The organism is Undibacterium sp. Rencai35W, from assembly GCF_049340185.1.
Lineage (GTDB): Bacteria > Pseudomonadota > Gammaproteobacteria > Burkholderiales > Burkholderiaceae_D > Undibacterium.
Map to the genome: position 1 here is coordinate 375,267 of NZ_JBMPPC010000004.1, position 26,517 is coordinate 401,783.

Annotated in this window: 20 protein-coding genes; 15 read left to right on the forward strand and 5 right to left on the reverse strand. The window is 48.3% G+C overall.

Annotated elements, in window-relative coordinates; genetic code table 11:
• Window positions 1-25 precede the first annotated feature (25 nt).
• The 4 genes from gyrB to ACO0K3_RS11200 all read left to right on the forward strand — a co-directional run bounded on the left by gyrB (window position 26) and on the right by ACO0K3_RS11200 (window position 4,472).
• A complete protein-coding gene (gene gyrB / locus ACO0K3_RS11185) occupies window positions 26-2,554 on the forward strand; it encodes a DNA topoisomerase (ATP-hydrolyzing) subunit B (protein WP_422984575.1) in 2,529 nt (842 codons plus the stop codon).
• 83 nt (window positions 2,555-2,637) lie between these two features.
• Entirely contained in the window at window positions 2,638-3,051 is a 414-nt protein-coding gene (locus tag ACO0K3_RS11190) for a nucleotidyltransferase substrate binding protein (protein WP_422984577.1), read from the forward strand.
• Window positions 3,052-3,059: 8 nt separating this feature from the next.
• On the forward strand, window positions 3,060-3,371 hold the full coding sequence (locus ACO0K3_RS11195) for a nucleotidyltransferase family protein (protein WP_422984579.1): 312 nt from the start codon (window positions 3,060-3,062) through the stop codon (window positions 3,369-3,371).
• A gap of 99 nt (window positions 3,372-3,470) precedes the next feature.
• A complete protein-coding gene (locus ACO0K3_RS11200) occupies window positions 3,471-4,472 on the forward strand; it encodes a virulence RhuM family protein (RefSeq protein WP_422984581.1) in 1,002 nt (333 codons plus the stop codon).
• Here the strand turns inward: ACO0K3_RS11200 and ACO0K3_RS11205 are convergent.
• Window positions 4,469-4,909: a DNA/RNA helicase domain-containing protein gene (locus ACO0K3_RS11205; protein WP_422984583.1), complete on the reverse strand. Its 441-nt coding sequence runs from the start codon at window positions 4,907-4,909 to the stop codon at window positions 4,469-4,471. The genes ACO0K3_RS11200 and ACO0K3_RS11205 overlap by 4 nt on opposite strands.
• Before the next feature lie 551 nt (window positions 4,910-5,460).
• Between ACO0K3_RS11205 and ACO0K3_RS11210 the strand changes: the two genes are divergently transcribed.
• The 8 genes from ACO0K3_RS11210 (at window position 5,461) to ACO0K3_RS11245 (ending at window position 14,662) form a co-directional block, all read left to right on the forward strand.
• The gene (locus tag ACO0K3_RS11210) at window positions 5,461-5,799 is read left to right on the forward strand and encodes a hypothetical protein (RefSeq protein WP_422984585.1); all 339 of its coding nucleotides are present in this window, start codon (window positions 5,461-5,463) and stop codon (window positions 5,797-5,799) included.
• Window positions 5,800-5,840: 41 nt separating this feature from the next.
• Window positions 5,841-6,545, forward strand: coding sequence for a DUF3334 family protein (locus ACO0K3_RS11215; protein ID WP_422984587.1), 705 nt, complete (start codon window positions 5,841-5,843; stop codon window positions 6,543-6,545).
• 722 nt (window positions 6,546-7,267) lie between these two features.
• A complete protein-coding gene (locus tag ACO0K3_RS11220; protein WP_422984589.1) occupies window positions 7,268-8,557 on the forward strand; it encodes an N-6 DNA methylase in 1,290 nt (429 codons plus the stop codon).
• Window positions 8,554-10,845 (forward strand): ATP-binding protein, encoded by a 2,292-nt coding sequence (locus tag ACO0K3_RS11225; RefSeq protein WP_422984591.1) that lies wholly within the window; start codon window positions 8,554-8,556, stop codon window positions 10,843-10,845. The genes ACO0K3_RS11220 and ACO0K3_RS11225 overlap by 4 nt, the downstream gene beginning before the upstream one ends.
• Entirely contained in the window at window positions 10,842-11,486 is a 645-nt protein-coding gene (locus tag ACO0K3_RS11230; RefSeq protein ID WP_422984593.1) for a hypothetical protein, read from the forward strand. The genes ACO0K3_RS11225 and ACO0K3_RS11230 overlap by 4 nt, the downstream gene beginning before the upstream one ends.
• A 1-nt stretch (window position 11,487) precedes the next feature.
• The gene (locus ACO0K3_RS11235; RefSeq protein WP_422984595.1) at window positions 11,488-12,102 is read left to right on the forward strand and encodes an HNH endonuclease; all 615 of its coding nucleotides are present in this window, start codon (window positions 11,488-11,490) and stop codon (window positions 12,100-12,102) included.
• A gap of 190 nt (window positions 12,103-12,292) precedes the next feature.
• Window positions 12,293-13,411: an HAF repeat-containing protein gene (locus tag ACO0K3_RS11240; RefSeq protein WP_422984597.1), complete on the forward strand. Its 1,119-nt coding sequence runs from the start codon at window positions 12,293-12,295 to the stop codon at window positions 13,409-13,411.
• A 468-nt stretch (window positions 13,412-13,879) separates the two neighbouring features.
• Window positions 13,880-14,662, forward strand: a complete 783-nt coding sequence (locus ACO0K3_RS11245) for a tRNA-uridine aminocarboxypropyltransferase (protein WP_422984851.1) — start codon at window positions 13,880-13,882, stop codon at window positions 14,660-14,662.
• 140 nt (window positions 14,663-14,802) lie between these two features.
• Here the strand turns inward: ACO0K3_RS11245 and ACO0K3_RS11250 are convergent, their stop codons facing one another.
• Together ACO0K3_RS11250 and ACO0K3_RS11255 are read right to left on the reverse strand one after the other, a co-directional pair.
• Window positions 14,803-15,051 (reverse strand): DUF3297 family protein, encoded by a 249-nt coding sequence (locus tag ACO0K3_RS11250; protein WP_422984599.1) that lies wholly within the window; start codon window positions 15,049-15,051, stop codon window positions 14,803-14,805.
• 301 nt (window positions 15,052-15,352) lie between these two features.
• Window positions 15,353-19,522 (reverse strand): hypothetical protein, encoded by a 4,170-nt coding sequence (locus tag ACO0K3_RS11255; protein ID WP_422984601.1) that lies wholly within the window; start codon window positions 19,520-19,522, stop codon window positions 15,353-15,355.
• 424 nt (window positions 19,523-19,946) lie between these two features.
• On the opposite strand from ACO0K3_RS11255, the gene ACO0K3_RS11260 reads away from it, so the two are divergent.
• On the forward strand, window positions 19,947-20,588 hold the full coding sequence (locus tag ACO0K3_RS11260) for a hypothetical protein (RefSeq protein ID WP_422984603.1): 642 nt from the start codon (window positions 19,947-19,949) through the stop codon (window positions 20,586-20,588).
• A gap of 124 nt (window positions 20,589-20,712) precedes the next feature.
• On the opposite strand, the gene ACO0K3_RS11265 is transcribed toward ACO0K3_RS11260, so the two are convergent.
• Window positions 20,713-21,555, reverse strand: coding sequence for a PEP-CTERM sorting domain-containing protein (locus ACO0K3_RS11265; protein WP_422984605.1), 843 nt, complete (start codon window positions 21,553-21,555; stop codon window positions 20,713-20,715).
• Window positions 21,556-21,995: 440 nt separating this feature from the next.
• Here ACO0K3_RS11265 and ACO0K3_RS11270 point away from each other — a divergent pair, with 440 nt between their 5' ends.
• Window positions 21,996-22,826, forward strand: a complete 831-nt coding sequence (locus ACO0K3_RS11270) for a lysostaphin resistance A-like protein (RefSeq protein WP_422984607.1) — start codon at window positions 21,996-21,998, stop codon at window positions 22,824-22,826.
• Here ACO0K3_RS11270 and ACO0K3_RS11275 read toward each other — a convergent pair.
• Window positions 22,823-23,704, reverse strand: coding sequence for an EamA family transporter (locus tag ACO0K3_RS11275; RefSeq protein WP_422984853.1), 882 nt, complete (start codon window positions 23,702-23,704; stop codon window positions 22,823-22,825). The two genes, ACO0K3_RS11270 and ACO0K3_RS11275, sit on opposite strands and share 4 nt — an antisense overlap.
• A 514-nt stretch (window positions 23,705-24,218) precedes the next feature.
• On the opposite strand from ACO0K3_RS11275, the gene ACO0K3_RS11280 reads away from it, so the two are divergent.
• Window positions 24,219-26,357 (forward strand): hypothetical protein, encoded by a 2,139-nt coding sequence (locus tag ACO0K3_RS11280; RefSeq protein ID WP_422984609.1) that lies wholly within the window; start codon window positions 24,219-24,221, stop codon window positions 26,355-26,357.
• Window positions 26,358-26,517: the final 160 nt, after the last annotated feature.

Consider the following 26,517-nt stretch of genomic DNA (forward strand, 5'->3'; position numbering starts at 1 on the left):
CAACACCCTAATACAGAAGGTAGCCATGTCCGAGAACACCCAAGACAACACAGCAACGCCATCACCAGAAAAACCAGTCACGGAATCTGCCACATCCGCTGGTTATGGCGCTTCGTCCATTCAAATTCTCGAAGGTCTAGAAGCCGTGCGGAAACGCCCCGGCATGTACATTGGCGATACTTCTGATGGCACCGGTTTGCACCACCTCGTATTCGAAGTTTTAGATAACTCGATTGATGAATCGCTGGCAGGTCACTGTACTGAGATCAACGTGACCATCCATACCGACAACTCCATCTCCATTACCGATAATGGCCGCGGCATTCCGACCGGTATCAAATGGGATGACAAGCACGAACCTAAGCGCAGCGCCGCTGAAATCGTCATGACTGAGCTGCATGCCGGTGGTAAGTTCGATCAAAACTCGTATAAAGTTTCAGGCGGTCTGCACGGTGTGGGTGTCTCTTGCGTGAATGGTCTGTCTAAATTACTCAAGCTCACCATCCGTCGCGACGGCAAACAATACGCCATGGAATTTGTCCGTGGCGTACCGCAAAATCGCGAAGTAGAAACTATCGACGGCGTACTCTGCTCACCGATCAAAGTCATCGGCGAAACCGACAAACGCGGTACCGAAGTTCATTTTTGGGCCGATGAAGAAATCTTCACACATGTCGAATTCCACTACGAAATTCTGGCAAAACGTATCCGTGAATTGTCCTTCCTGAATAACGGTGTGCGCATTAAATTGAACGACCATCGCACTGGCAAAGAAGAATTATTTGCCTTCGAAGGCGGCACTCGCGGTTTCGTTGAGTACATCAACAAAAACAAGAGCGTCCTGCACCCGACGATTTTTCAGGCAACCGGCGAAAAAGTTTCCGACCAGGGCACCAACATCACCGTCGACGTCTCCATGCAATGGAACGACGCCTACAACGAACAGGTACTCTGCTTCACCAATAACATCCCGCAACGCGATGGTGGCACCCATCTGACCGGCCTGCGCGCTGCGATGACCCGTGTCATCAACAAGTATATTGAAGAACACGAATACGCCAAAAAAGCCAAGGTCGAAGTCACCGGCGACGACATGCGCGAAGGCCTCACCTGCGTACTCTCCGTCAAAGTCCCAGAGCCAAAATTCAGCTCTCAGACCAAAGACAAATTAGTTTCGTCTGAAGTGCGCGGCCCGGTCGAAGAGATCGTTGCCAAAACGCTGACCGACTACCTCGCAGAAAAACCGAACGACGCCAAAATCATTTGCGGCAAAATCGTCGAAGCCTCACGTGCCCGCGAAGCAGCCCGCAAAGCCCGCGAACTGACACGTCGTAAAGGCGTCATGGACGGCCTAGGCTTGTCGTCTAAACTCGCGGATTGCCAGGAAAAAGATCCCGCTCTCTGCGAACTGTACATCGTCGAAGGTGACTCCGCGGGCGGCTCTGCCAAACAAGGCCGCGACCGTAAGTTCCAGGCGATCCTGCCACTGCGCGGTAAAGTCCTGAACGTAGAAAAAGCCCGCTTTGAAAAAATGCTCTCCAGCGAACAGATCACTACCCTGATCGCCACGCTGGGCACCAGTATCGGCCCCGACGAATTCAACGTCGACAAACTGCGCTATCACCGCATCATCATCATGACCGATGCCGACGTCGACGGCGCCCACATCCGTACGCTGTTGCTGACCTTGTTCTATCGTCAGATGCCACAACTGGTCGAGCGCGGTCACATCTACATCGCGCAACCACCGCTGTATAAAGTCAAAGCAGGTCGCGATGAGCGCTACCTCAAAGACGACGCCGAAGAAGCCACCTACATGATGACCGTCGCCCTCACCGGCGCAGCACTCACCCCAAGCACAGGCGCAGACCCGATCTCCGGCGAAGCTCTCGGTGAACTGGTACGTCAATACAATCTGGCTAACGCCATCATGATGCGCCTTACCCGCGTTATCGACCGCGCTGCACTGACCGCCATCATGACCGGCGTCACGCTCAAAATGGACAGCGTAGAACACGCAGAACAATCCGCCCAAGAACTCACCGCCGCCATCAACGACCCAGCCGTCAAAGCCGTCGTACGCAGCGATGAACTCTCAGGCATGCTCAGCCTGCGGATAGAACGTCTGTACCACGGCAATATCAAAGTCAGCAGCATCGACGCCGATTTCGTCGACAGCACCGATTACAAAGTACTCGAAGCCGCCGCACAGACCTTCAAAGGCCTGTTAGGCGAAGGCGCCTTCATCCGTCGTGGCGAAGGCGAACGCATGAAAGAAATCGCCGTACAAGATTTCCACCACGCCATGCTCTGGCTGCGCGACGAAGCCGAACGCGGCGTCAGCAAACAGCGCTACAAAGGACTGGGCGAAATGAACCCAAGCCAATTGTGGGAAACCACCATGGACCCAACCGTACGCCGCCTGCTCAAAGTACAGATCGAAGACGCGATTGCTGCGGATCAAATCTTTACTACGCTGATGGGCGATGACGTAGAACCACGCAGAGCGTTTATTGAGTCGAATGCGCTGCGGGCTGGGAATATTGACGTTTGATATAGTTCAGTATCAAAGAAGCCCTGCAAATTTGCCGGGCTTTTTTATTGCATGTAAGTTTGAAGAGTACTCGCGGAGCAACAATGGCAATTCAACTCGATCTCAGTTCACTAGAAAATGCTTTGAAACGCCTTGATGAGGCCTTGCAAGCCAATGCTGCCGAACCCCAAAACTCGCTTTACCGTGACGCCTGTATTCAACGATTTGAATTCTGCTATGAGCTATCACACAAGATGCTCAAGCGTTATCTAGAATTAGCCTCACCTAACCCAGTAGAAATAGACGAACTTGCCTTCCCCGATTTGGTTAGAACAGGAAGCGAACAAGGACTACTGCGTAACGGCTGGGATATGTGGAAAAACTACCGTCAAGCGCGCAGTATCACTAGCCACACTTATGACGAATCCAAAGCCATCGCCGTCATGCAAATCATCCCTGATTTTTTGCTAGAAGGCCAAGCGCTACACAAAGAACTCAGCCAGCGCACCAAAGGATAACGTTAAGCATGAACCCCTTACCCGACATCGCGATCACACCGGAGCAATGGAAAATCGTCGCAGCGATCTTACAGAAACATATCCCGAATAAAACCATTTGGGTCTTTGGCTCACGCGCCAAGCATCAAGCCAAACCCTATTCCGACTTGGATATTGCGATTATTGGTGAGACGCCTTTAGCAATCAATTTGCTCGCCGCAATGTCAGAAGATTTCACTGAATCGGCTTTGCCGTTTAGAGTTGATTTGGTTGATTGGGCGTCTGTGGAGGTGGCGTTTCGTGGGATTATTGAAAGCCATAAGGTGGCTGTGGAATTATGATCGGAACTAACTTACTAAATAGAAAGAGTCGGCTGCGATTAACATTTAATCGATGCTGACCTCTTCAACCTTCTTCAGCCTAAACAAGGATGTCTTAGCATGAGTGAACTCGTTCTTTACCAAACAGAAGATGGCTTAGTTCGAATTCAACTCAGAGCGGAAGATGGTAATGTATGGCTGACTCAGTTAGAGATAGCAGAGTTGTTCGCTACCACCAAGCAAAATGTCAGCTTGCATGCAAAGAACATTCTTGAAGACAAAGAATTAGACGAGAACGCAACTGTCAAGGAATCCTTGACAGTTCAAACCGAAGGCAATCGCCAAGTCAAACGTAGCACCACACTCTACAGTTTGGCGATGATCTTGGCTATTGGCTACCGTGTCCGTTCGCCACGCGGCAATCAATTTCGCCAATGGGCTAGCGCTCATCTCTCAGAATATCTGCTTAAAGGCTTCGTCATGGATGACGAACGCCTGAAAAACCCAAGTGGGTGGGATTATTTTGACGAACTTCTGGCACGCATCCGTGATATTCGCGCTTCAGAAAAGCGTTTTTATCAAAAAGTTCGCGATCTATTTGCACTCAGTAGTGACTATCAAAGCAGTGACAGCGCCGCACAAGTGTTCTTTGCCGAAGTACAAAATAAACTCCTGTACGCTGTCACACAGCAAACCGCTGCTGAAATCATCGTAGCACGTGCCGATCCCACCTCCCCCAATATGGCACTCACGACTTGGAGCGGCACACGTGTACGCAAACACGATGTTGTGGTTGCAAAGAATTATTTAACGGCCGATGAAGTCGATACACTCAACCGCCTCGTCATCATCTTTTTAGAACAAGCTGAACTACGCGTCAAAGACCGCAAAGAACTAAGCCTAGATTTTTGGCGTAGCAACGTAGATAAGCTTCTGGAATTTAATGACAAGCCGATCTTGCACAATGCGGGGAAAATCAGCAATGATCAAATGAAGCAGATAGCGCAAACACGCTACGATAGCTTTGATGCGGCAAGGCGTGAAGCGGAAGCAACCGCTGCGGACGCTGATGATTTGCGGGTGCTTGAAGGTGTGGCAAAAAAAGTTGAGAAAAAACATTAGTAAGAATGACGCTGGAATGTTAGAGCAGATCCAGCTTTTGTTGGCGTCGCGTCCAGCCTGAGAAATGAAATATATGCCGGACAACCTTGTAAGCCAGCCTCGCCGGTATTGATTTCTTGACCGCCGCCGATGAGCGCGACGATCGCGCACCAATCGGCGTGCCTATCCATGACGCTAATTAGAAATTCAGGTTCGGATTGAGAGAAGTTCTTTTGACCTCTCTTGGTGGTCATGAACTTGGAGGTGTTTTCTTGATCCCAAGATCGTTGCGCTTCATCGAAGATGACTACATGTTCGACCGGAGCGGATTGGTCTTTAATGTACTCGTCGCGGAACTTGTGAATATTCTGTATCGCTGCGGACGCTGCTCGTAGCGCGACCGCTATGTTTTTGTGCGCATTTCTGGATACTGAATTAGGACAAGTCCAAAGGTTCAATCCAAAATTTCCAGCCCACAAAAACAAGAGAGCAAAATATTTTCAAATCCCAGAGAACCAGGTCAACCATTTATAGATAAATAGGTTTTATGGCATTGAATTTAATGAATACGACAGAAACACTGGCAATTTCCTGACAAATTAGCGTCACCGTATTGAACAGTTTCTACGCAGAGTTTTCATAAAATTCGACAATTTTATAAAACAAATTTATTTAATCATTAAGCGTACGTTTGGTATAAATCCAACGCGGATTATAGATTTAACTCGTCGTTGACCCTAATCAGATCAACTTATTGCTTAAGAGAGTTAGTTACGATACGGATTAAGCACTTTCTGAATGTCATATCAAAAATAAAGATCAATTCAGCAACAAATCCCTTAAGATCACAAGCATAAGCTGGCAGCAAATTGCACACAAAGTGTGAAACAACTGGACGCCACGTGTCCCATTGAATATTCTTAACTAATTCTATGGATTACCGTGTCTGAACGAGCTGGCTGACACAGCGTTAAGTCCCCGGCAACACTGCCATGCAAAGGAGAACGACATGCCCGGCATAGCCTCTTCACCACAGAGCGAAGCGCTGGAACAAGGCTTACCCGCGCAACATCAGACGCAGGACCCCGCGCTTCGGGCGCTGCTCCAGGTACGTGAGCTTGAGCGTGAACTGATGGCCTTACGTAAAGCCCTGACCGAGGCGTCGGCTCACCCAGCCCCGACAGAGTCAATCAACAAAAAACAGATTAGAGAACAGATCGCAGGCCTGCTTAGCCGCATTGTGTTATTTCGCATGGCGCTCGCCGACCCGCCAGCACAGCAAGAAACAGAATCCGGCTTAGGACGAGACGACGCACAATCAGTAGCGGATCGCGCACTGCGCGGATAAGATAAAAATAATTTCCAAGAAATATCTTTCAGGAGTTGCTCATGAGTACAGAAGAAAAAATGGTCGTCTACGGAACAGAAGATCTCTTGACCAGTTTATGCAATTCAGTCACACGCGTATTGAACGTGGCGACACAAAGCAAGATTCATTATTCAGCTATGGTGCAGCGCGTAACCAAGATCGGCCTGAAACCTGACATCGGTTGCTTCGTCTTGTTTGACGGTGGATTTTCTGGTCTGGTCGTACTGAATTTTGCAGGCAACGCCGCCTTAGAAATTTATGAGAAATACATGCTGAGCATGGGCATGCCTAAGTCCGAACTCGCCTCCTCGTTCAGCTCTGACGAGGTCTCGAATATCCTGGGTGAACTGATGAACCAGATCGTCGGCGATTTCACCGGCAAGGTCCGCAGAGAACTGCAAACCAACATCACCCAGAACCAACCCAAAATGTTGGTGCTGAACAAACAAGTCATGCTTAGCGTCGACACCCCGCTAGACCGTCCCGAAATCCGCCGCGTCTCCTTCTTCACCGAAAATAATAATATTTTCTATCTAGAACTCGCCATCGACCGCACAGAATTCATTAAATTGCATGACTTCGACTCCAGCGAAATCACCGACCCAGATGCCTTACTCGACATGCAACAAGCCAGTCAGGCCAACCAATCCAACACAACACCACCGGCAGCTTCAGCAGGAGGTGACGATGCCAGTGATGAGCTGCTAAGGTCGTTGGGGATGTGATTGCATGTGCCCAAGGTAGGCCCGTAGATAAATATGTATGCAATCAACTTACCGCATGGGTGTAAGTTGGTTTCGCATCAAACTGAACACATTATCAATCACAAACCGTTTAGCCTCACTCATCACATCTGCACGCAACGGTATGCCGAAGATTTTTACTCTGACGTTGGTTTGATTGATAGCAAAGAATTGCTTGCTTCACTGCAGACGTATCAAACGATGCGTAGCCCAAGATCTGATCGAGGTCATGGCAGTAATCCGTTTTCAATTGTCCGCTAACGCTGGTTTTATTTAGCAAGTGCGATTTGTATTTGCGTCTATAGTCAGCAAGCTTTCATTTGTTTTCAAGATGCAGCCTGGCTGCCACATGGCGCAACTCCCATATCTAATACCTTTTAGAATCTAAAATGATTCAGTGATTCGCAAAAAAATTCCCTAACATTTGTATTGCGACAGAGATAAAGTTGAACGAGCTCTACTTAAGAACAGATAAGATCACCACAGATTAGTTTTACCGATTTTTTTAAAAGGATTACAGTTGTATTTCGCGGGATTGTCAAAATTTCTAACGAAAAAACTGAAAAGGACCAGCATTACTTATATTTTAAGTGATGTTAGTCCGTTTAATTTTAGCCACAGGCTAATCATTAAACTAGGTATGTTATTGTAATTAACAAAATGTTTAATTAGTAGAAAGTCAAACTGACTTTAACAAAAAAATAATGGACCAGCTTTCCGATCATAATAGTAATTTACGAACGCTTTTCGATTCGTTGTTGTGTAACTTCGATTCGTCGATCTTAAAAGCACAGGTTAATCTCGACCAAATTGATGTGGTTTTGAGAAGTGTCCTTAGCATCAAGGATATGAGACAAGCCGGTAGTTTCTTCACTGGCGACGAATTAGCCACAGAGGTTGCGAGAAGTTTCAAACTGCCGGTTGGCAATCGCTCGGTTATTCTAGATCCTACATGCGGCGCAGGGAACCTATTAATTGCTTGCTCAAGACAAATAGACATACAAAATTCTCTTGTCGAAACACTTAAGCATTGGGGATTAGTACTACGAGGCTACGATCTATACCCCTCGTTTGTTGAAGCAACGAAACTGCGTCTAATTTTAGAGGCAGTCCATCGCGGGTGCCGCCCAGACTGTTCAATTGAGAAAGCACTTACGTTTTTTCCATTTATCGAGATATACGATGCAACAAAGGTGAGCGCAGAGAAAGTCAAAGATGTTACCCATATAATAATGAACCCTCCATTCTCCATTTGGCCATCCCCTAAACGTGATTTTTGGCGCCCCGGAAAAGTCAACGCTGCTGGAATAATTTTTGAGCATTACGCAAATATTTTGCCTGACAACTGCGAAATATCTGCAATTTTACCGGAAGTGTTGCGCTCGGGAAGTCGCTACGATGGATGGCGCAATTTTGTAGAAAACCATTTCACAGGAGACATTCAAGTTGTTGGACGGTTCAATGCAAAAACTGATGTGGATGTGTTTAAGCTTCAAGGAGTTATACGCAACTCAATGGGCACCATTGACTGGCATACTATTTCATATTCGCCATCGGTATCAATTTCCAATTTTTTTGACGTTTCTGTTGGTCGCCTCGTTGCATATCGTGATCCAGAATTAGGGCCATCTTACCCATATATTCACCCCAAAAATGTCCCTCTTTGGAAGACAATAATTCGGTTTGATGAACGACGTAAGTTTCAGGGCACTGTTATTTCTCCGCCATTTGTGGTTATCAGGAGAACCTCTAGCCCCCAAGACAAATACCGAGCATCAGGAGCTATTATTGTTGGCAAAGAACCGGTAGCAGTAGAAAACCATTTGATTATTATTAAGCCCAAAAATAATACAATTAAAGACTGCAATAATTTATTAAAGATACTCAAATCACCGGAAACCAACGCTTTTTTGAACGACAGAATACGCTGTCGCCACCTTACTGTAGGTGCAGTAAAACAGATACCCTACCTTCAAAATGAGAAGAGTAAATGAATCGTCGATTAATAGAGAAAAGACCATTTGAATTTTCTGCGCGAGTTACTCTGCAGTTAGGAAGAGAAAGCATTTCCAATTCTACAGTTGCAATATCTGAACTTATAAAAAACTCTTATGATGCGGACGCCGATACCGTCTCTCTTGATTTTCATCTTCGAGATTTTTCGGTATCGACGTTAATAATTGAGGATAGTGGCAATGGTATGGATCAGAGCGCATTATTTTCAAATTGGCTAAAAATAGGAACTGATAACAAGTCTTTAATTGGGTATTCGCAAAAGAAAAATCGGGTGCTGACAGGTGCTAAAGGATTAGGGCGTTTAGGAATCGACCGTCTTTGTAGAAAATTAGTGGTTTATACCAAAACAAAGGGAATGGAAACGGCGCTTCAATTAGACGTTGATTGGAAAAAATTTGAAAATACATCTTTGTCGCTATCGGACATCGAGCATGATATTTTCGAAGTAGATTTACCAATTAAAGATAAATATGGTGATTTCTTTTGGGATAAAGAAAGTTCTGGAACAAGAATGGTTTTAATTGGCCTTAAGGATAATTGGGACGATTCATATCTAGATAAACTCGAAAATGAATTGAGACTATTGGTCTCTCCTTTCCAAGCAGAAAATGAATTCTCGATTAAGATTAAAACAAATCGTGGGAGTCAAAAAGCTGAAAAAGTAATTAATTCTGAAAAAATTCTGAGCGCCGCTCGCTGGAAAGTAAGGGCAGCAGTTGACGAACACGGATTCGTATCAGCTGTCTTCACAAATAATCAAAAACAAATAGATATTAAACAAGAGAAAGTGGCTTGGAAAGAGTGGATAAAAGGGGCTGGTAACAGCCCACTTTTTGGTGCTATTGAATGTGAATTTCACTATATTTCACAAGATACAAAGTCCCACGAGATAATAAAAAAAGTTGACTTAAATTCGCGTGATCTAAAACGGTTCATGGATCTAAACCGCGGATTTCGTATTTACCGCGATCATTTTAGAGTTCGACCCTATGGTGAACCGTCCGGCAAAGGAGATTGGTTGGATATTGGCTATAGGAAGGCGCAAAATCCAAGTGGCCTAAAGCAAGGGAATTGGCATATAGGACCTAACCAAATTCTGGGAGCGGTGTTAATTTCCAGAGAAAAAAATGCTATTTTAAATGATCAAGCGAACCGAGAAGGGCTAGTTGAAAATGAGGCCTTTTTTCAACTACGAACTTTTATTTTGAAAATCATCGACACTTTTGAGATTTTGGCTCATAAAGATGCCGCTGGAGACAAAAACACTGATTTGTCGGAAGAGCTTGCCATAATTCTCGCCAAATCGAAATTAGCTACTGATGAAGCGGTTCAAAACATTAAAAAAATTATTTCGACTACTAATCGAAAACCAAAAGGAAAAAAGAAACAGGCGTCAACAAAGGAAATTCTAAAAAAGAAATTGGCAGAGTTTGAAGAGGCGCAAGAGAAACAGCGCGCAGTAGAACTTCAGTATGTAAGCGCATTAGAATCTGAAAAAGCATATGTTGAAGAACAAAAAAACACGTTATCAAATTTAGCATCTCTGGGGATTTTAACGATCTGTTTTGGTCACGAAATTAGACAACATTCTGCAAGGGCATCGACAGACGCTACTGAAATTATTGACAGTATCAGCGATGCAAAAATTGGAAGACGACTAATTAATTTTGATGATTGCATCAATACTGCGCAATCGATAAGAAAAAGTATTAAATATATAGAAAATTTCTCTAGTCTTGCACTTAAAAATATTCAGCCAGATAAAAGAACCAGAAAAAAAATAAATATTCCAACCGTATTCAGATACGTTTTCAGTCTCATGTCTGAAACATTAGACACTATGGGTGTTCAATGGTCACTTAAGTTTCAAGATATTGTTGAATCCGATGTCAATGTAAACGCCTTTGAAATAGATTGGGAAAGTATAGCGATTAATTTAGTTACAAATTCTTTGTGGGCTATGGAGAAAATTCAGAGGGCTCACCGAATTATTCAAGTTGAATTTTCTGCTCTTGAAATGGGTCTACTTGAAGTGCGATTTAAAGATTCTGGATGCGGCCTGGAGCAAGGAACGGAAGAGCATGTGTTTCTTCCAATGCAGAGTGGCAAAAGGGATTTAACAGGAAATGTAATTGGTACAGGTATGGGATTGGCAATCATTAGAAATCATGTTGTTGATCATATGAATGGTCAAATTACAGCGATTGCAAATTGCCAGCTTGGTGGTGCAGAATTTATTTTTACTCTACCGGTAACTAAAAAATGAAATCTGAGAAAATTATTTACATCGAAGATGAACAAGCTTCAATAGATACATATACGAGATCTTTGAACCGTATATATGATCACAAATATGACGTGATTCCTATAATGCCCAAGCAAGATATTTCGGACATGTTGAAACATCTAGAAAATTTTGAAAGTATTGTCTCGTACATAGTTGATGAACGACTGAATCATACTGGGATTGCAACATACACTGGCTCAGAATTAATTAAAAGTATTCGATATCTTGACTCCAAAATTCCAATTTATATACTTACTAGCAATGCTGCGGAGATACCTGCTCATTTTGGTGACATCGAATTTGTTATTGATAAGCATGAATTTAGTAGTACGGAAGATATTCGAAATGAGCTAGCAAAAAAACTGTTACGTCATCTAAATACCTATAACGATATAAAAAGTGAACGTGCAATTAGGTTGGATGAATTGTTAAAAAAATCTGTTGAAACTGAATTATCAGACGATGAAAAGAAAGAATTTGATGATTTAAATTTTTTAAGAACAAAATCAATTTTTCTTGAGGAGCAAGGGCCTTCAATCGAGTTGAGAGAGGAGTTAAACAAACAGAATCGTCTCTTAAGTGAAATTGAAGCACAGTTAAAACTTATTGAAAATCATTAGAATGTACTTTCCAAAATTAACTAGAAGAGTTGAGGCTCAGTACCACATTCCAGGCGAAAATACATTTTATGCAGATTACACAAAAAACCGCGACATGGTTTCTGAAGATTGCCAATATCGTTGTGTGTACTGTGACATAACGTTGGAAGAGAATGGTGGTGAGGGAATGCAGTTAGACCACTTTAGACCTCAAAATCATTTTTCACTGTTAAAAACCCACCCGCACAATCTTTATTTATCTTGCGCCAAATGTAACAGATTAAAAACTAATGACTGGCCTTGCGGGAAAAATATTGGTGATCCGCCTTTTGTAGGTGCTATCGGATACATTGATCGATTTTTCCATGATCCTCATGAGTATTTATTTGTCAGAGATGACGGATGTATAGTTCAGAAACAAGGGCCCATCAATTACATGGTAACAAAGCTATTACTTAACCGACTGAGTCGAACTCAAATCAGACGTAAAAGAGATATAGCTGAAAGAAAAAAAATACTTTCTGCACGCGTCACGAAATTAATGGAGCAATTACTTGAAAATATCGATAGCAATCCTGACGTGCGACAGAGACTCAAAGAAATTATCTTATTGCAGAAATCTTTAAACGAGCTTTAACAGGACTAATAATAGCGGAGCTATAGTAATAGTTTTAGAAAGCGCTTCGTACAGTGACACCTTGATATGCATGCTATCTCTTTCCACCTTACCACAAGCCATAACAATCTGGCATCTACAGCAAGCATTATTGATGTACATTTACATACGACTTTTTCGTTTGCACAATCCAACCTGAAAGGATTCTGGTATGCGTTATGTTCTACGTCGCTGTTTTTTTCTGCTGGCTCTGGCGGGTGGTGAGGCCGGTGCAATTACTCAGTCGCTTGGGATTGCTGCGCCTAAGCAGGGTGGATCAATCGCGAATGATATGAACGCGGCTGGTCAGGTTGCTGTGGTGATTGAGGATGAAAAAGGTGTGCCGCATGCGGCTTTTTTTGATAAGGGCAAGCTGATCGTGCTGGATTCGCTGGGCGGCACAGAGAGTGAAGCGAAGCGTATCAATGACAAGGGCGAGCTTGTCGGTTCGTCGAACAAGAAGGACGGTAGCTGGACAGCGTTCCTCTACAGCCGTACCAATGGCATGCAAGAGCTGGGCACGCTGGGTGGTATCAATAGCCATGGCATGGCGCTGAATAACGCTGGTGCTGCGGTGGGCTTTGCTGATACGGCGAATGGCGACTGGCATGCGTTCTTGTATCAACCCGGGCAACCGCTTAAAGACCTGGGCACCTTTGGCGGCAAAATCAGCTACGCCAGCGGCATCAATAATGTGGGGCAAGTGGTTGGTACTGCGACGACGCCAGATGGCTCGCGTCATGCTTTCTTTTATGATGCTGAGCGCGGCATGATTGATCTTGGGACGCTGGGCGGCCGCTTCAGTACGGCGACCGCGATCAATGACAAGGGGATCGTCGTCGGTGCATCCGAGATGAAAGACCGTACCTGGCATGCCTTTGTCTACGACGGCACACGCATGACCGATCTGGGCGCAATCATTGGCCGCGGCGACAGCTTCGCTACCGGTATCAACAATGCGGGCCATGTCGTGGGGACGGTACAACTGACTAACGAGCGTTTTGGCGACCGTCGTCTTTCCTTCGTCTGGCGGGATAATAAAATGCTGCTGCACCCAAGCGGCAAAGGTCTGTACCTGACGAATGCCATCAACAACGCAGGCCATGTGATCGGTGCGACCTATGACCGCGGCTTGAATGCTGCCACCATGCAGTCCAACGCCGTGCCTTTTGTTGACCTTGGCGGGACTAAAATTCTCAGCTTTAACCTGGTGATGATGCTACTGGCTGGTACGGTCGTGATTTTTCGTAAGCGCTTCCGTGGATTGTTTTTCGGGAATTATGCGAACTGAGGGCGTACTGATTAGCTGAATGTGAAATATGAGCGTGCCTCCATTCGGTTGTGGCTTAGCACCTGAGACAAGGACTTCTAAAAACCCTCTGATCGGGGCGAGGCAATCAAGTAAGGTGTGTGCGTAAGTACAGAAGATAAAGTCCAAAAGCAGCAAGGTGCCAGCCTTGCTGCTTTTTTTTCAATGTGGAGAGTGGATACCGTTTGTGTACGTCCCGTTTGTGTATGTCCCAGCTCTGTCGAATTTACCAGTCAGGGTGAAAGGCTACCGATCGAATTTTTGCCTGATCCTTGGTTGAGCGTGACTCGATCATGATGCCAAAATTTGTCTGAGAATGATCGTTCAGATCATTCATAGGCATGCCGACTCGATTGCTCTAGAATGCTGGACTTTGGTCGCCGTGATTATTTGTGTGAGATTGCGGCCAATGCACCTGCGCCAGATTCCGACCTTGATGTACGTATTTTTATGATGAAATCCCACTTACCCCACGCAGTGTCCCGTCTTCGCTCTGCTCGTCTGGAAAAGAGTACGCGGCCTTTTCTTGCGCGTGGCGGACCGCATGGCGAACGTTGCGGGGGCTGTCGTCTGATCCTGAGCCATTGCCTGTGCGCCTTGCGTCCGGTGGTGCCTACGCGAGCTGGAGTGTGTCTGCTGATGGCCGAGCATGAGACGCTAAAACCGAGCAACACGGGCTGGCTGATTGCCGACGTGGTGCCGGACACGATGGCGTTCGGCTGGGCGCGGACTGAGGTAGATCCTGCGTTGCTGGCGGTGCTGGCCGATCCGCAGTGGCAGCCGTATGTAGTGTTCCCCGGGGAATTTGTCGCGCCGGAACGGGTGGTCACGGAATTGCTGCCAGTAAAGGAGGAAGACCACGCCGACAGCAAGCGTCCTCTGTTTATTTTGCTGGATGCGACCTGGCCCGAGGCGCGCAAAATTTTTAAGAAAAGTCCTTACCTCGCTCACCTGCCCGTGCTGAGCCTGATGCCGGAACAGTTGTCACGCTACCGCCTGCGCCGCTCCAAACGTGAAGAAAATCTGTGCACCTCCGAAGTCACGGCATTGTGCTTACAACTGGCTGGTGACACTCTGGCCGCGCAAACCTTAGAGGCGTATCTGGATGTCTTCACCGAACACTACTTGCGCGCCAAGCTACAGCAAAAGCTGAACTGGGACGATGCCTTACACCAGCGCCTGCGCGACTTGCGCTTACTTGCGTCTACAAGCGCCAGCCTGACGAAACCCTAAGCAAATGCAAGCAAACTAAAGTAAACGGGTCAGCATCGATAACCGATACTGACCCGTTTTTTTATTCTATTTTGTACTGTATTTTGCCTTGATCAAAATCGTATTATGGCGAATCTACACGCCACTCATGGCGCAAAGGATTAGCGATAAAACGCTTCGACCTTGCCTTTGACTTTAATCATCAGCGGCTTGCCTTTACGATCCAGGGCTTTGCCAGCAGCGACTCTGATCCAGCCTTCGCTGATGCAATACTCTTCGACGTCGAGACGTTCTTTGTCGTTGAATTTGATACCGACTTCGTGTTCAAACACGGCGGCAATGTGATAAGGGCTGCGAGGATCAATAGAGAGGCGATCGGGCAGGCTTGGAGGTGTCGTAGTATCGTTCATAGATCAGAATTATCCACTAGAAAGCCGATCAGTACAATTGCCTGTTTTTGGCCTGCTGTCTTGCTTGTCGATGAATCCGCTTACCCGGATTACGCATTGATGACGTATTTTGAGGTACGCACAATTAAAATGCCCAATGATTATGCGGCTGCTGGCGGCTTTTACGCTGCAAACCCGCATGGATACTGCGGGATTGTGTCTGGAAATTAATAAAATCCCCATTGAAAAATCACATCAACAGGCGTAAGCCGTTCTATGGAAGAGTGATTAAGGCTTTTTAACAGTTCCCATCCTAAGCTGCTCACTCGCCAAACTTAGGCTCACTGACTTTGCCGGATAAGGAAATATCGGCATGCTCGCGGTTCGAGGGGGACTGCAGGTCGATGGCGAAGCGGCCACTGAGTCCGGCATTGGCATCGATCCATGCATAGCCGGTAGCGGTGACAAGGCCAGCGCTCATGCGGATGTCTCGCACCTGAATGCGGTTGGCGGAATAGGTAAAGTTGCCGCTCATATCGTTGAAATTGGAACGGCCACCCATCTGCGCGTTTTTAAATGCGTTCATGATGTCGACACCGATCACTTCGCCGCTACCGAGATTGAAGCTGCCATCGATACGTGATCCGGCAAAAAGTTTATTGCTGGTTTTGGCCTGCATATTGTAACGGCCTTTAGCGCGCAATTTACCACTGCCAAACAGCCTCGGAGCGATGCCAGGGAGGTTGATTTCGATGGCGTTGAAACTACCGGTAAAACTCCAGCGCGGGTCCCATTTCACCGTACCGCTACCGCTGATGACGCCGTCGTACAGGCCGCCGCCAAACTCTTTAATATCGAAACGGTCTTCGTACATCATGCCGACGCTGTGAAACTGCTTCATCGTGACACCCGCGCCAAACGGTACGGCAAACGCATCTGCATTGATATCGAACTTGACACCAGTGCCGTCGGGGATCAAGGCTGCATGAAATTGGTGTTCACTCGAATCGAGAACCATCTTGGTCCAGTGTCCGTTGCGATCAAATTCGGCATGTCCATCCAATGGCGCCAACGAAAAATTCGGTGACACCAGCTTGAGATCGTCTACATAAACAGGGCCGAATTGCTCGTGCATTTGTGCACGCGACTGGAACAGGAGCCAGCCTGCCGCCTGCTCGTTCACTTGCGGGTAGCTGATATCAATGCGCCCTAATGCGATCTTGTCGTCGAAGAGAGTAGTGAGGTCGATGGCGATAGAAATTTCTTGTATCTGAATCTGCTGCTTGTCACCGATGGTGACACCTTCGGCACGCCAATGCGGACGCGGCAGGAGAGAGAAATAGACGCCATTCATCGTTGCGGGTTGCCCGGTCGCGCTAGTGATCGCCCGTTGAAATATGAGCGCCTGACGGTCGAACGAGGTGAAATGCATCATGGTCATCACGACGACAATGCTGGCGACAACAATGACGCTGAGTTTCTTGATCAGTGTGTCTATGACGCTGTTGATAATTGCATCTCTGGCGCGGGCGAATCTGGCTGACCATTGTCTGGCAGCTTCGGCTTTTTTCTCTGCGCGAGCCTCTGCCCGCATTTGTTTGGCCAGCCTGCGTGCTTCGACCTGCGCATGCATTTCTTCCAGCTCTCTGGTTTTGCGGATCGCGGCCTCTTCTGCCTCGACTTTCAGGCGCGCTTCTTCGGCTTCCCGCGCAATGCGGTCTTGCTCTTGCTGCTCGCGCTCCAGCTCTTCTTGTTTTGCCAGTGCGGCGATACCGCTGAGCACATCCTGGTCTTTTTCTTTACGGGCACGCTCAGCCTCGGCTTCTTTGGCCAGGGTCAGTTGATGCGCCTGTTCGCGATGTCTTTCCTGTTCGATTTGCTCTAAACGCTGGCGCTCGCTGGCCTCATTGATGGCGCGTTCTTCCGCCGATTGACGTAGCAATGCTTCTTGCCTCTGGTGCTCTTCTGCGGCGATCCGCACCTGCTCTCGTTCCAGCTTAGCGAGTCGGGCATGCTCTGCTGCCTCGCGCTCTTGTTGTTCTCTGGCGTCAGCGTCACGACGAGCTTGCTGTTCATGTGCCAGTCGTTCTGCTTCTGCTTTGGCCTCAGCATCTATGCGGGCTTGCAGTTCTTTTGCCCGGCGCTCTTCATCGGCTTTGGCCTGCTCTGACTCTAGAGCCTCTTGTCGCGCTCTGACTTCTGTTTCCTGCCGCAATTGTTCTTCTTGCGCACGTCTGGCTTGCTCGGCTGCCTGACGTTGTAGTTCCTGATGTTCTTGTGCGTATCTTTCTTTTTCCTCAGCCTCAAGACGGATCTGCTCTTCGCGCGCGAGACGTGCTTCTTCAGCCATGGCATGCTCTAAGGCTTCTTGCTCGGCTTTGGCTGCTGCTGCGAGGCGTTCCTGTTCTTTTTGTTGTTCTTGTTGTTTTTGTTGTTCTTGTTGTTCTTGTTGTTCTTGTTGTTCTTGTTGTTCTTGCTGAAGCCGCTCTTGCTCTGCTTTTTCTCTGTCGAGCGCTTCTTGTTGTGCTACGGCTATGGCTCTAGCTTTCGCTTCTGTCTCGGCGTCAATGCGGACTTGTTCCTGTGCGATTCTTGCCTGTTCAGCGGCTTCTTTTTCTCGCTGTTCTCTGGCCTCGTTCTCCAGCCGGATCTGTGCTTCGCGTGCCTGACGTTCTTCTTCTGATTTGGCTTGTTCTAATGCTTTTTGTTTTGCTTTGGCGTCCGCTTCCTGACGGAGTTTTTCTGCACGTGCTAAACGCTCTTCTTCGGCCTTTGCTTGTTTTAATTCTTCTTGTCGGGCTTTGGCTTCTGCCTCTTGACGCTGCATCTCTTCACGCGCCAGACGTTCTTGTTCTGCCTTTGCTAGCGCCTGGGCCTCTTGTCTGGCTTTGGCTTCTGCTTTGATACGGGCTTGCTGCTCTCTGAACTGTCGCTCTTCTGCAGCCTTGGTACGTTGCAGCGCTTCTTTTTTTGCTTTCGCCTCGGCGGCGATACGTGCCTGCTGTTCTTCTGCAAGCCTGGCTCGCTCGGCGGCTTCTGCGGCTAAGCGCGTCTGCTCTTGCTCGCGGGCGATCTGTTCTGCTTTGGCGATCTCGGCAATACGCAGGGCCTCTGCTTCACGCTGCTGTTGCTGCTCGGCCTGACGTGCGGTCTCGGCAGCGACCTTGGCTGCGACCTCAGTTGCAACTTTAGCTGCAAGCTCGGCTTCTTGTCGCGCTACGAACTCGCGTTGAACTTGTTGCTCTTTTTCCAGGGCGAGACGGGCTGATTCTGCTACTGCCTGCTCAGTCGCTCGCTGCGCATGTTCTCCGGCGAGCTGCCGGGCTTCTTTATCGGCGTGTTCGCGGGCTTTTCTTGTTTCTTCTTCGCGCAGAATTTTCTTTTCTGCTTCCATACGGGCACGTGCCTGTGCGACCTTACGCTGCAGTTCTTCAGCGACGTGCCGGGCCAGTTGCTCTGCCTCTTTTGGCGAATGCTCTTCTGCCTTGGAACGAGCGTCTTTATGGATTTGCTCGAGTGCTTTGATTTGTTCTTGCGTCTGTTGTATTTGTTTGAGTGCCAGCTCTTCGGCATCACGCTGCTTTTTTTCCTGGGCGGCTTTTTCTGCTTGTTGCAACGCCTGAGCCTGAGCGTCTTTTTTAGCGTTGTCTTCTGCTTCTTTTTGAATTTGTTGTTGTGCTAGTTTTTGCGCGGACTCTTTTGCTTCTTTTTCCTCAGCGGCCTGTTTTTTCGCTACGGCTTCGGCCTGCAATTTTGCTTGCGCCTGCGCTTCCTGATCGGCACGGATCTTGGCTTTTTTTACCTCAAGTTCTTGCGCTGCACGGGCTGCTTGCGCCTGTTCTTCTTGTAGTGCTTGTAGCTTGGCAAGACGCGCCTCTTCGGCTTTTTTGCGGGCTTTTTCTTTGGCGTCTTGCTTGGCGCGTGCCTCGATCTCCAGGCGTCCGACGAACTCTGCAAGCTCTTGAATATTCGGATCAATATCGGCGATCGCTTTGGGCAGGCGACTCAGCACCGCGGGATCCAATTTGGCGGGTGGCGCTTCTCTCGCAACAGGTGCCGCGACCGGGATATCCGCCGCAGCGGCACTGGGGTGACCCTTGCTATCGATCGCGTCGGCAGCGTTCTGCGCTTCGACGGCATTGTAAAACGCGCTCATCGTGAGCTGGAGTAGCGACTCCTGGAAGGTACCTATCGTAGAAAAATCAATGTCGTCGGGAGAAGGCGCTTTGCTGGCAATTTCTGCAGGCACATCTTTCAGCGGACGGCGCGGCGTGTCGAAAATGCGGATGTAATTATCTTTGAGTAGCTGTGCCAGCGCTTTCTCTAATTTTTTGTCAGACAGATGATCAAGACTGACCTGAATCGCACCCACCGACGCGTTGCCATCAATCTCCTTCAGCAGCATGCGCAGGCCGCGGGACAGCTGCCTGGTTTTACCAATGGCTTCCGTCAGTCCTTTTGCGGTCTTTGTATAAACGATGTGCTTATCCATACCAGTCAGTCCAAACGCTCCCTGTATTTATAACAAATTTGGTTTCACTACGACGCGACATGACCAGACACGTGGCGTGCCTGCCTAAAATATAAGCGTCAATATTGCATTTAATGCAAAGAATAACGCAAACTACAGCAGATAATCGACTGTTAATTTGTAAAACTGTTTTACCAAACCGCAATGCTGATGCGGGCTACTGAGCTAATTTGGCTGCAAACCCGCATGGCGATTGCGGATGTTGTTTTTTACCCATGACAATCCCGTTATACAATCTGAGCAATCTGAGCGAGGTAAGTAATCAGAACAGTGCTAAGAAAAATCCGGTCCTTGTTCGGTGTTTATCCGCTCCCTATCCAGCAAATATAGTAATCCAGGAATAAGTTTTTCGACCATGAGAACACACGCTACGGATGACTCATCCATGCAATCACGAGCTGCCACCGCACTTACGAAACGCCTCATCTGGATTGTGCTGACTGCGCTGGTCTATGCCTTGCCGGTGGGGCTGGCACAGGCTAATGGCCAGACTGATCAGACATTTCCGGTCAAACTCAGCCGAAATGAACGGCTCTTGCTAGAGCAGGTGGTCTGCGTCAAAAAATATCAGGTCGGTGTGGCAGACATTGACGCACGATCATTTGAGCCACGCGCAGCGAATCCGAATTTCGCCGATGTGAAATGTCTGCCGCATGCCCGACTCAAAGGACAGCCCTTGTACTACGTTGCCCAATGCGTGCGCGATCAGGGGCAGTGGAGTTGTAGCCGTGCCGAGCTGGAAACCACGGTACCGCTGAAGGAGCGGGAGCTGATGATGCGACCCGGTACGGTAGAGCCCGGACTCGCCTACGAGACCCTACAAAAAATGAGCCGCTACGGCTATTTTCAGGCGAACTTGCTGGATGATGCGCTGGAATCAACCTGCAATATGGGAATGGGTGACGCGCCGGATCTGATAGAAATTTCTTGCCGCCGCTGGTCAATCACGGTGTCATTCTGGTGCCCCCAGAAAAATGATAAAGCGCCATGCCCGCGCGTGATTTATATGACCAGACGATCTGGGTGATACAAAACCTGAGATAACCGCACACTCGCCAAGGTACAAAAAACTAAAGCTCCCGAAGGAGCTTTAGTTTTTTTCCGGCCTTTGTCGAGAACGGATCTGGATTGTATGATTTATTACCCTTTAGTTACCCTTTACGACGACGTACCGCCAGGATTGCCAACGCGCTTCCTACTAACAAAATACTGGCTGGTTCCGGGATAGGATTGCCACCGTTTTGCTGTAAAAAACTAAATGTATTCAACGCATAAATACCGTTGTTATTGAGCGGAGCGTAGCTGGCACCGCAGAGTGGCTGACCGCATAAATTAGTGGTCGCAATCATGTCAATGTCGGCGATGATAAACAGAGATCCGGAGCCCGGTGCATATTCACCAGCGTGCCAAAACGCTGAGGTCACCTGATTCTCAACATTGCGGCCGCCTACGTGGCCGTTGTGCGCCAAAATGGCGGACTCATCCAATTGACCGACAGCATAGAACTGCTGGACATTGGTCGCGTTGCCGAAGGGGCCGTTGAACAGCGGCGCGCCGCCATTAGAGACGGAGCCCGTGCTACCCGTCGTGCTCATCCCTAAGGTTGTCCCCAGAACGTCGTGACTGGAATCATCCTGCAACAGGAACAGGTCACCACCACCGAGAAAATAATTCATGATCGCTGCTGAAAAACCGGCGCCTTCGCTATCGGCAACCCAAGTTCCGACAAACATATCGACGCCTGCCAGCGTACTGCTATTGACTGCGGTGAGATTGGTTGTGGTGATGGTGCGATTAACAATACCGGCGGGACCGAAATAAGCTGCATTCTCTAGTGCTCCACGAAAGCCCGTCATGTAAGAGCCGTTCCAGGCCCAGTTACCGCTGCTAGGAATAAGGGAACTGGCAGCACCCCCGACGACGTAGGCGTTGGCCGAAAGACAGGTAACCACTAGCGCCAGGCCAGCAAATAATTTTGATAATGCGTTGGACATAGTATCTCCATTGGGAATTAAAAGGATCTACGCCTGTCAAAACGGCGGGCGCTCAACACGCATTGCATAATTTATACCAGTTTTGTTAAGTGATTGATTTTAATCAGATATGTTAATAGTTATTTGACAACAACATGATATTTGTAAGAACGCCCGACGTTACAAGTTGCCGGTAGAACTCAGTTCTCTCACAGCAAGCAGATTTATTTTTAGTTTGTTCAGCTCGGCTGGGGTGCACGGTTTAATGTGAATGGTTTCATGCGGACGGAGGCCCGCTTGTCAATACTCGAATAGAAAACCAAGGTTAAATCCATGTCCTGGTTCTTGTGATTTATAGGGCTTTATGACAATGTGCACTACCTCAAATTATTGCCCCTATCTGCTGTTCTTTTTTTGTTGCTGCTTTTTCTTTGAAATCATTTAATGCCTGTTGTTGATCTATGCCGGTAATTTTTTATTTGTTCTGCGCTACCGCGATGGCCTGGTTCTGCCTGGCCGGGCAGCGCGTATGGATGAGTATGTTTGTGCTGACGATGGCGTGGGCGGTTTATGCAGCCCATGTCACGCCGGTCGGCTTGTTGCTCATCACGTTGATGAGCACTGCTGGCTGGGCTGCGCTGCAGGCCAAGGGCAGGCGACGGCAACTGTCAATGACGCTGACAGGCCTGCTGGGATTATTGCTGGCATTGCACAAACTGCCGGGGTTTACTGATATCGCTTTACCTGAATTGAATGTATTCACAGGCACTGACGCCAAACCATTTTATTTGCACCTGGATAAGGCGATTGCGGGCTTAGTCATGCTAGCGGTATTTTGTCGTGACGATGCCAGCCGACGCGGTACGATCTGGCGCAATCCCGGTCTGTGGCGCCTGATGCTAACAAGCTTGGCTGGGATTTTTATCATTGCCGTAGTAATTGGCCTGACGCTGCCGCAGTGGAAGTGGTCAGCGAACGCGTGGGCTTTTTTGGGCGTGAATTTGTTCTTCACTTGCCTGGCGGAGGAAGCATTTTTTCGCGCCGGCGTGCAACAAGGATTGCTAACACTGCTGCCGAAACATCGCTGGCTCTGCATTGGTATCGCCGCGCTGCTATTTGGGCTGGCGCATGCATGGGGCGGCTGGCGGATGATCGTGGTGGCAACACTGGCAGGCGTAGGGTATGGCCGGATCTACGAGCGCTCAGGTGCGATTGCGATGGCAATCGTTCTGCATTTCCTGGTCAATGCAATTCATTTTGTGGGCTTTGTATATCCGGCGATTTCTCATTAAAAATTTCCGAGGGCAATAACGCCGGTGGCGATACACAAGGCACCGATAATACGTTGCACACGATCTCCTTCACCGAGCAAATGTCCGCCGATCAGAGCGGCGAATAACATGGATACCTCACGCGCCGGTGCTACGTGACTGAGGGGCGCATTCTGCATCGCATATAGCACAAGCATGTACGACACCGGACTGATCGTACCGACGATCAAGGCATATTTCCATTCACGCTGCCATGATGCCCGGGTCGCCTGATGATCGCGTAACAATGCCGGGGTAAGCAAAGCGATGCGGATGAAATTACCGACATAATCGATCAAAATCGGCGATATCAGGATCACCTTGACGGCATATCCGTCGAGTACGGTATAAGCTGCAATGAATAAGCCCGTCAGCAGACCGTAGACAATGCCTTTTCGCACTCGGGCATGCTGGGCGTGATCGCTGACTGAGCGAAACAGTTTAGGTCCCCCCGCGATCAGAAATACGCCGCCAACCACGGCAATGATTCCAAGACCACCGGCCAGGGATACTTTTTCTCCCAGGAGCAGAATCGCGGCTGTCGACGACAGCAAGGGACCGAATCCGCGTGCCAGCGGATAAACCACGGTCAGCTCCGCTTTGCGATAACCGCGTAGCAGCGTGATGAAATACAGCACATGAAGGATACCGCTGGCAGTCACAAAACCCCATTCAAGCCAACCCCAGGTGGGTACGACATTCCAGCCCGCGTAGATGCCAACAGGTGCCCACACCAGCATCATGATGAGACTGGTGAATCCGGCAAAGCGCACATCACCGCCCGCTTTTTTGGCGGCGATATTCCAAAGTGCATGTATGAGTCCAGCGAGAATGACGAGAAAAAATGCGGTATGGGACACGTAGATAGAGGAGTGATAAACAGGTGAATCGGCATCACAGTGTAACAAACGACATCAGGAAATGAACTGCACAGAACGATAAAAAATCAGGGAGTACAGTGCAGGATGCTACGGTGCAGAAATGCTCTTGGCATCTGCATTCTCTTGCATCGTCCTCTATATCGCGAATCAAACCTGCTGTTTTTTATAGCACGGCTTTTTTCGTCAATTTATGTGAAGTTAACGTCAATTTGCATGATGTACTCGTATTTTCAAATGATTTTGCCTGCTATGTTTGGACAAAACTTCGCTATATACTCATTTCACGTTGTTTGATTTATAAGGGCACGTCTGCAACTCTGTCCCGGCATGCAGCACCAGAAGCAAGATCCTGCAATACCTCAGTATTGCATTCCTTTGCAACGAAGTGATGCACTCAGATACAGGCTTGAAGATGTTCTCGTAAGGTCCGGCGGGACTACCACATGAGGCGCCGTCCGGCGTCCGTTATTAAAATCTCAGGGAGAGTAATAGCATGCGGCATCATTCACGTTCTACTTTAGCGTCACTCATTTTCCTCGCCTATTCTGGCGTCGCAGTTGCTGGCAGCAGCGCAGTCACTGACAATCTCACCGTCTTCTCAGGTACCAAAGCCAGCTCGGCACAGGATGTATTACGGCAGGTCGCAACGCAATATGGTTTGCCAGCGACACTCGACAATCTGGTGCTGACCAAGGTACAGGATTCTCTGGTTGGCAAGCATTATTACTATCAACAAATGCTGCGTGGCCTGCCGGTTGATCGCGCCGAAATTATTGTGTCCATCGGTCGTAATGGCGAACTGCTGAAAATTTTCAATGAGACTAAACACATCACCGATAAGATGGATGCCAATGCCGTCAATCAGATGTATGTGCAGGCCAGACTGACACCCGATCAGGCGATGGATAAAGCCTGGACGAATATGAAAGTCCAGCATCCGCTGGTCGCCACACCAAGCAGTAATTTGGTCTGGGTTCTGACAAAAGACGGTGTACAGCTCGCCCATAAAGTAGAAATCGCCGCGCAGATGCCCACCGGTGGTTTTATCCAGTATATCCATGCGCAAAACGGTGTGCTGCTGGACTCACGCTCCACCTCCTTACCGCGTATCGGTAAAAACGGAGATCGCTCAATCGCCGCACGTGCAGAGCTGGCAGGGCCAACGCTGGATCGTCAATCAGCGATGCAAGCGATGAACACAAAAGGTGGCGCAACACTGACCGCGGCCTCCGCAACGACTGCAACACTGGCAACCGCCGCCTCTGGCATCAACGGTAGCGGTCTGGTATTCGATCCTGATCCACGCACGGTTTTGAATACAGATTCGCTGACGGATACGTCACCGGCATCGGCATTTGATGCCGCCTATTCGACCAAGACTTTGCGTGATCTGACCGTGACTGGCGGTGTGTATAAATTATCCGGCCCTTACGTCAACATCACCAATATCGAAGCGCCAAACACCGCACCAAGCACGACCACCAATGGCGTATGGACAGCTAAGCGGGGTAATAACGCATTTGATGACACGAATGTGTATTTCCATCTCGATCAAAATCAACGTTATATCCAGTCACTCGGTTTTACCGGTACCAAATCGATCATCAATCGTCCTCTGAATGTCGATACCGACGGTGTGAATGGTGACGATAATTCTCACTACAGCGGTGGTTCCAGCGACTATCTGGCATTTGGTCATGGCTGCGTGAATGACACCGAAGATGCCGACGTTATTTTGCATGAATATGGTCATGGCATTCAGGCCAATATCAATTCCAGCTGGAGTGGCGGCGATACCGGCGGGATGGGCGAAGGCTTTGGTGATTACTGGGCAGCCTCGTATTCTTATAGCACACCGAATGGCAAAATCTATCATCCTGAATGGGCGTTTAGCTGGGATGGCCATGGCGCTTGCTGGGCTGGCCGCATGCTCAATCGTACCGATGCCAAGTACAACAGCGCAAAAAGCTATGACGCCCACGTCTCGGTCACCGAAGGCGGCGTGACTTTCCAGTCAGATGAATTGTGGTCCACACCTTTATTCCAGGCGATGGTGTCACTGATCGCTGCTGGTAAGCCACGTGCGAATATCGACCAGATTATTCTGGAGGCACATTTTGGTTTGGGGTCGAATATCAAGATGCCAGCGATGGCAACAGCAATTGTGAATGCGGCACATAATCTGTTCCCGACTGATGCAACATACGAGAACACCTTTAAGGCAAAATTCCAGGCACAAAATATTTTATCAACCACCACCACAGGTCCTACCATCAACGAAACAGAAAGCAATAACACGACCGCTACAGCAAACGTGATCAGTACAGCGAACACCACCGTTAATGGCACGATGAGCGCAAGTACCGATGTGGATTACTATCAGGTCAGTCTGCCTGCGGGGAAAACACTGACAGTAAAACTGACGCCAAACGCGACGTCTGACTATGATCTCGAGCTATACAGTAGTACGGGGACTAAGCTGACATCAAGTACCGCAGGAACTGGTGCTGTCGATACCGTCACCAACAGCAATACTGGCACCACCGCCAAAGTGCTCTATGCGAAAGTGATTTACTACGCGGGCGGTACCGGAGCAACTAGCGGCAAATACACCTTAGTCGCTGGCTGGTAGTCGTTCGTAAGGGTTTCTAAGGGTCCGTATTGACAGACAATGCCTGCTGAACTTGCCGAGCCGGGACAATGACTGAACAGGCAGGAGATACTTAAGAAGATCTTTGCAGGCTAATAAAAAAACGCCGCATATCGTTGGATATGCGGCGTTTTTATTACTT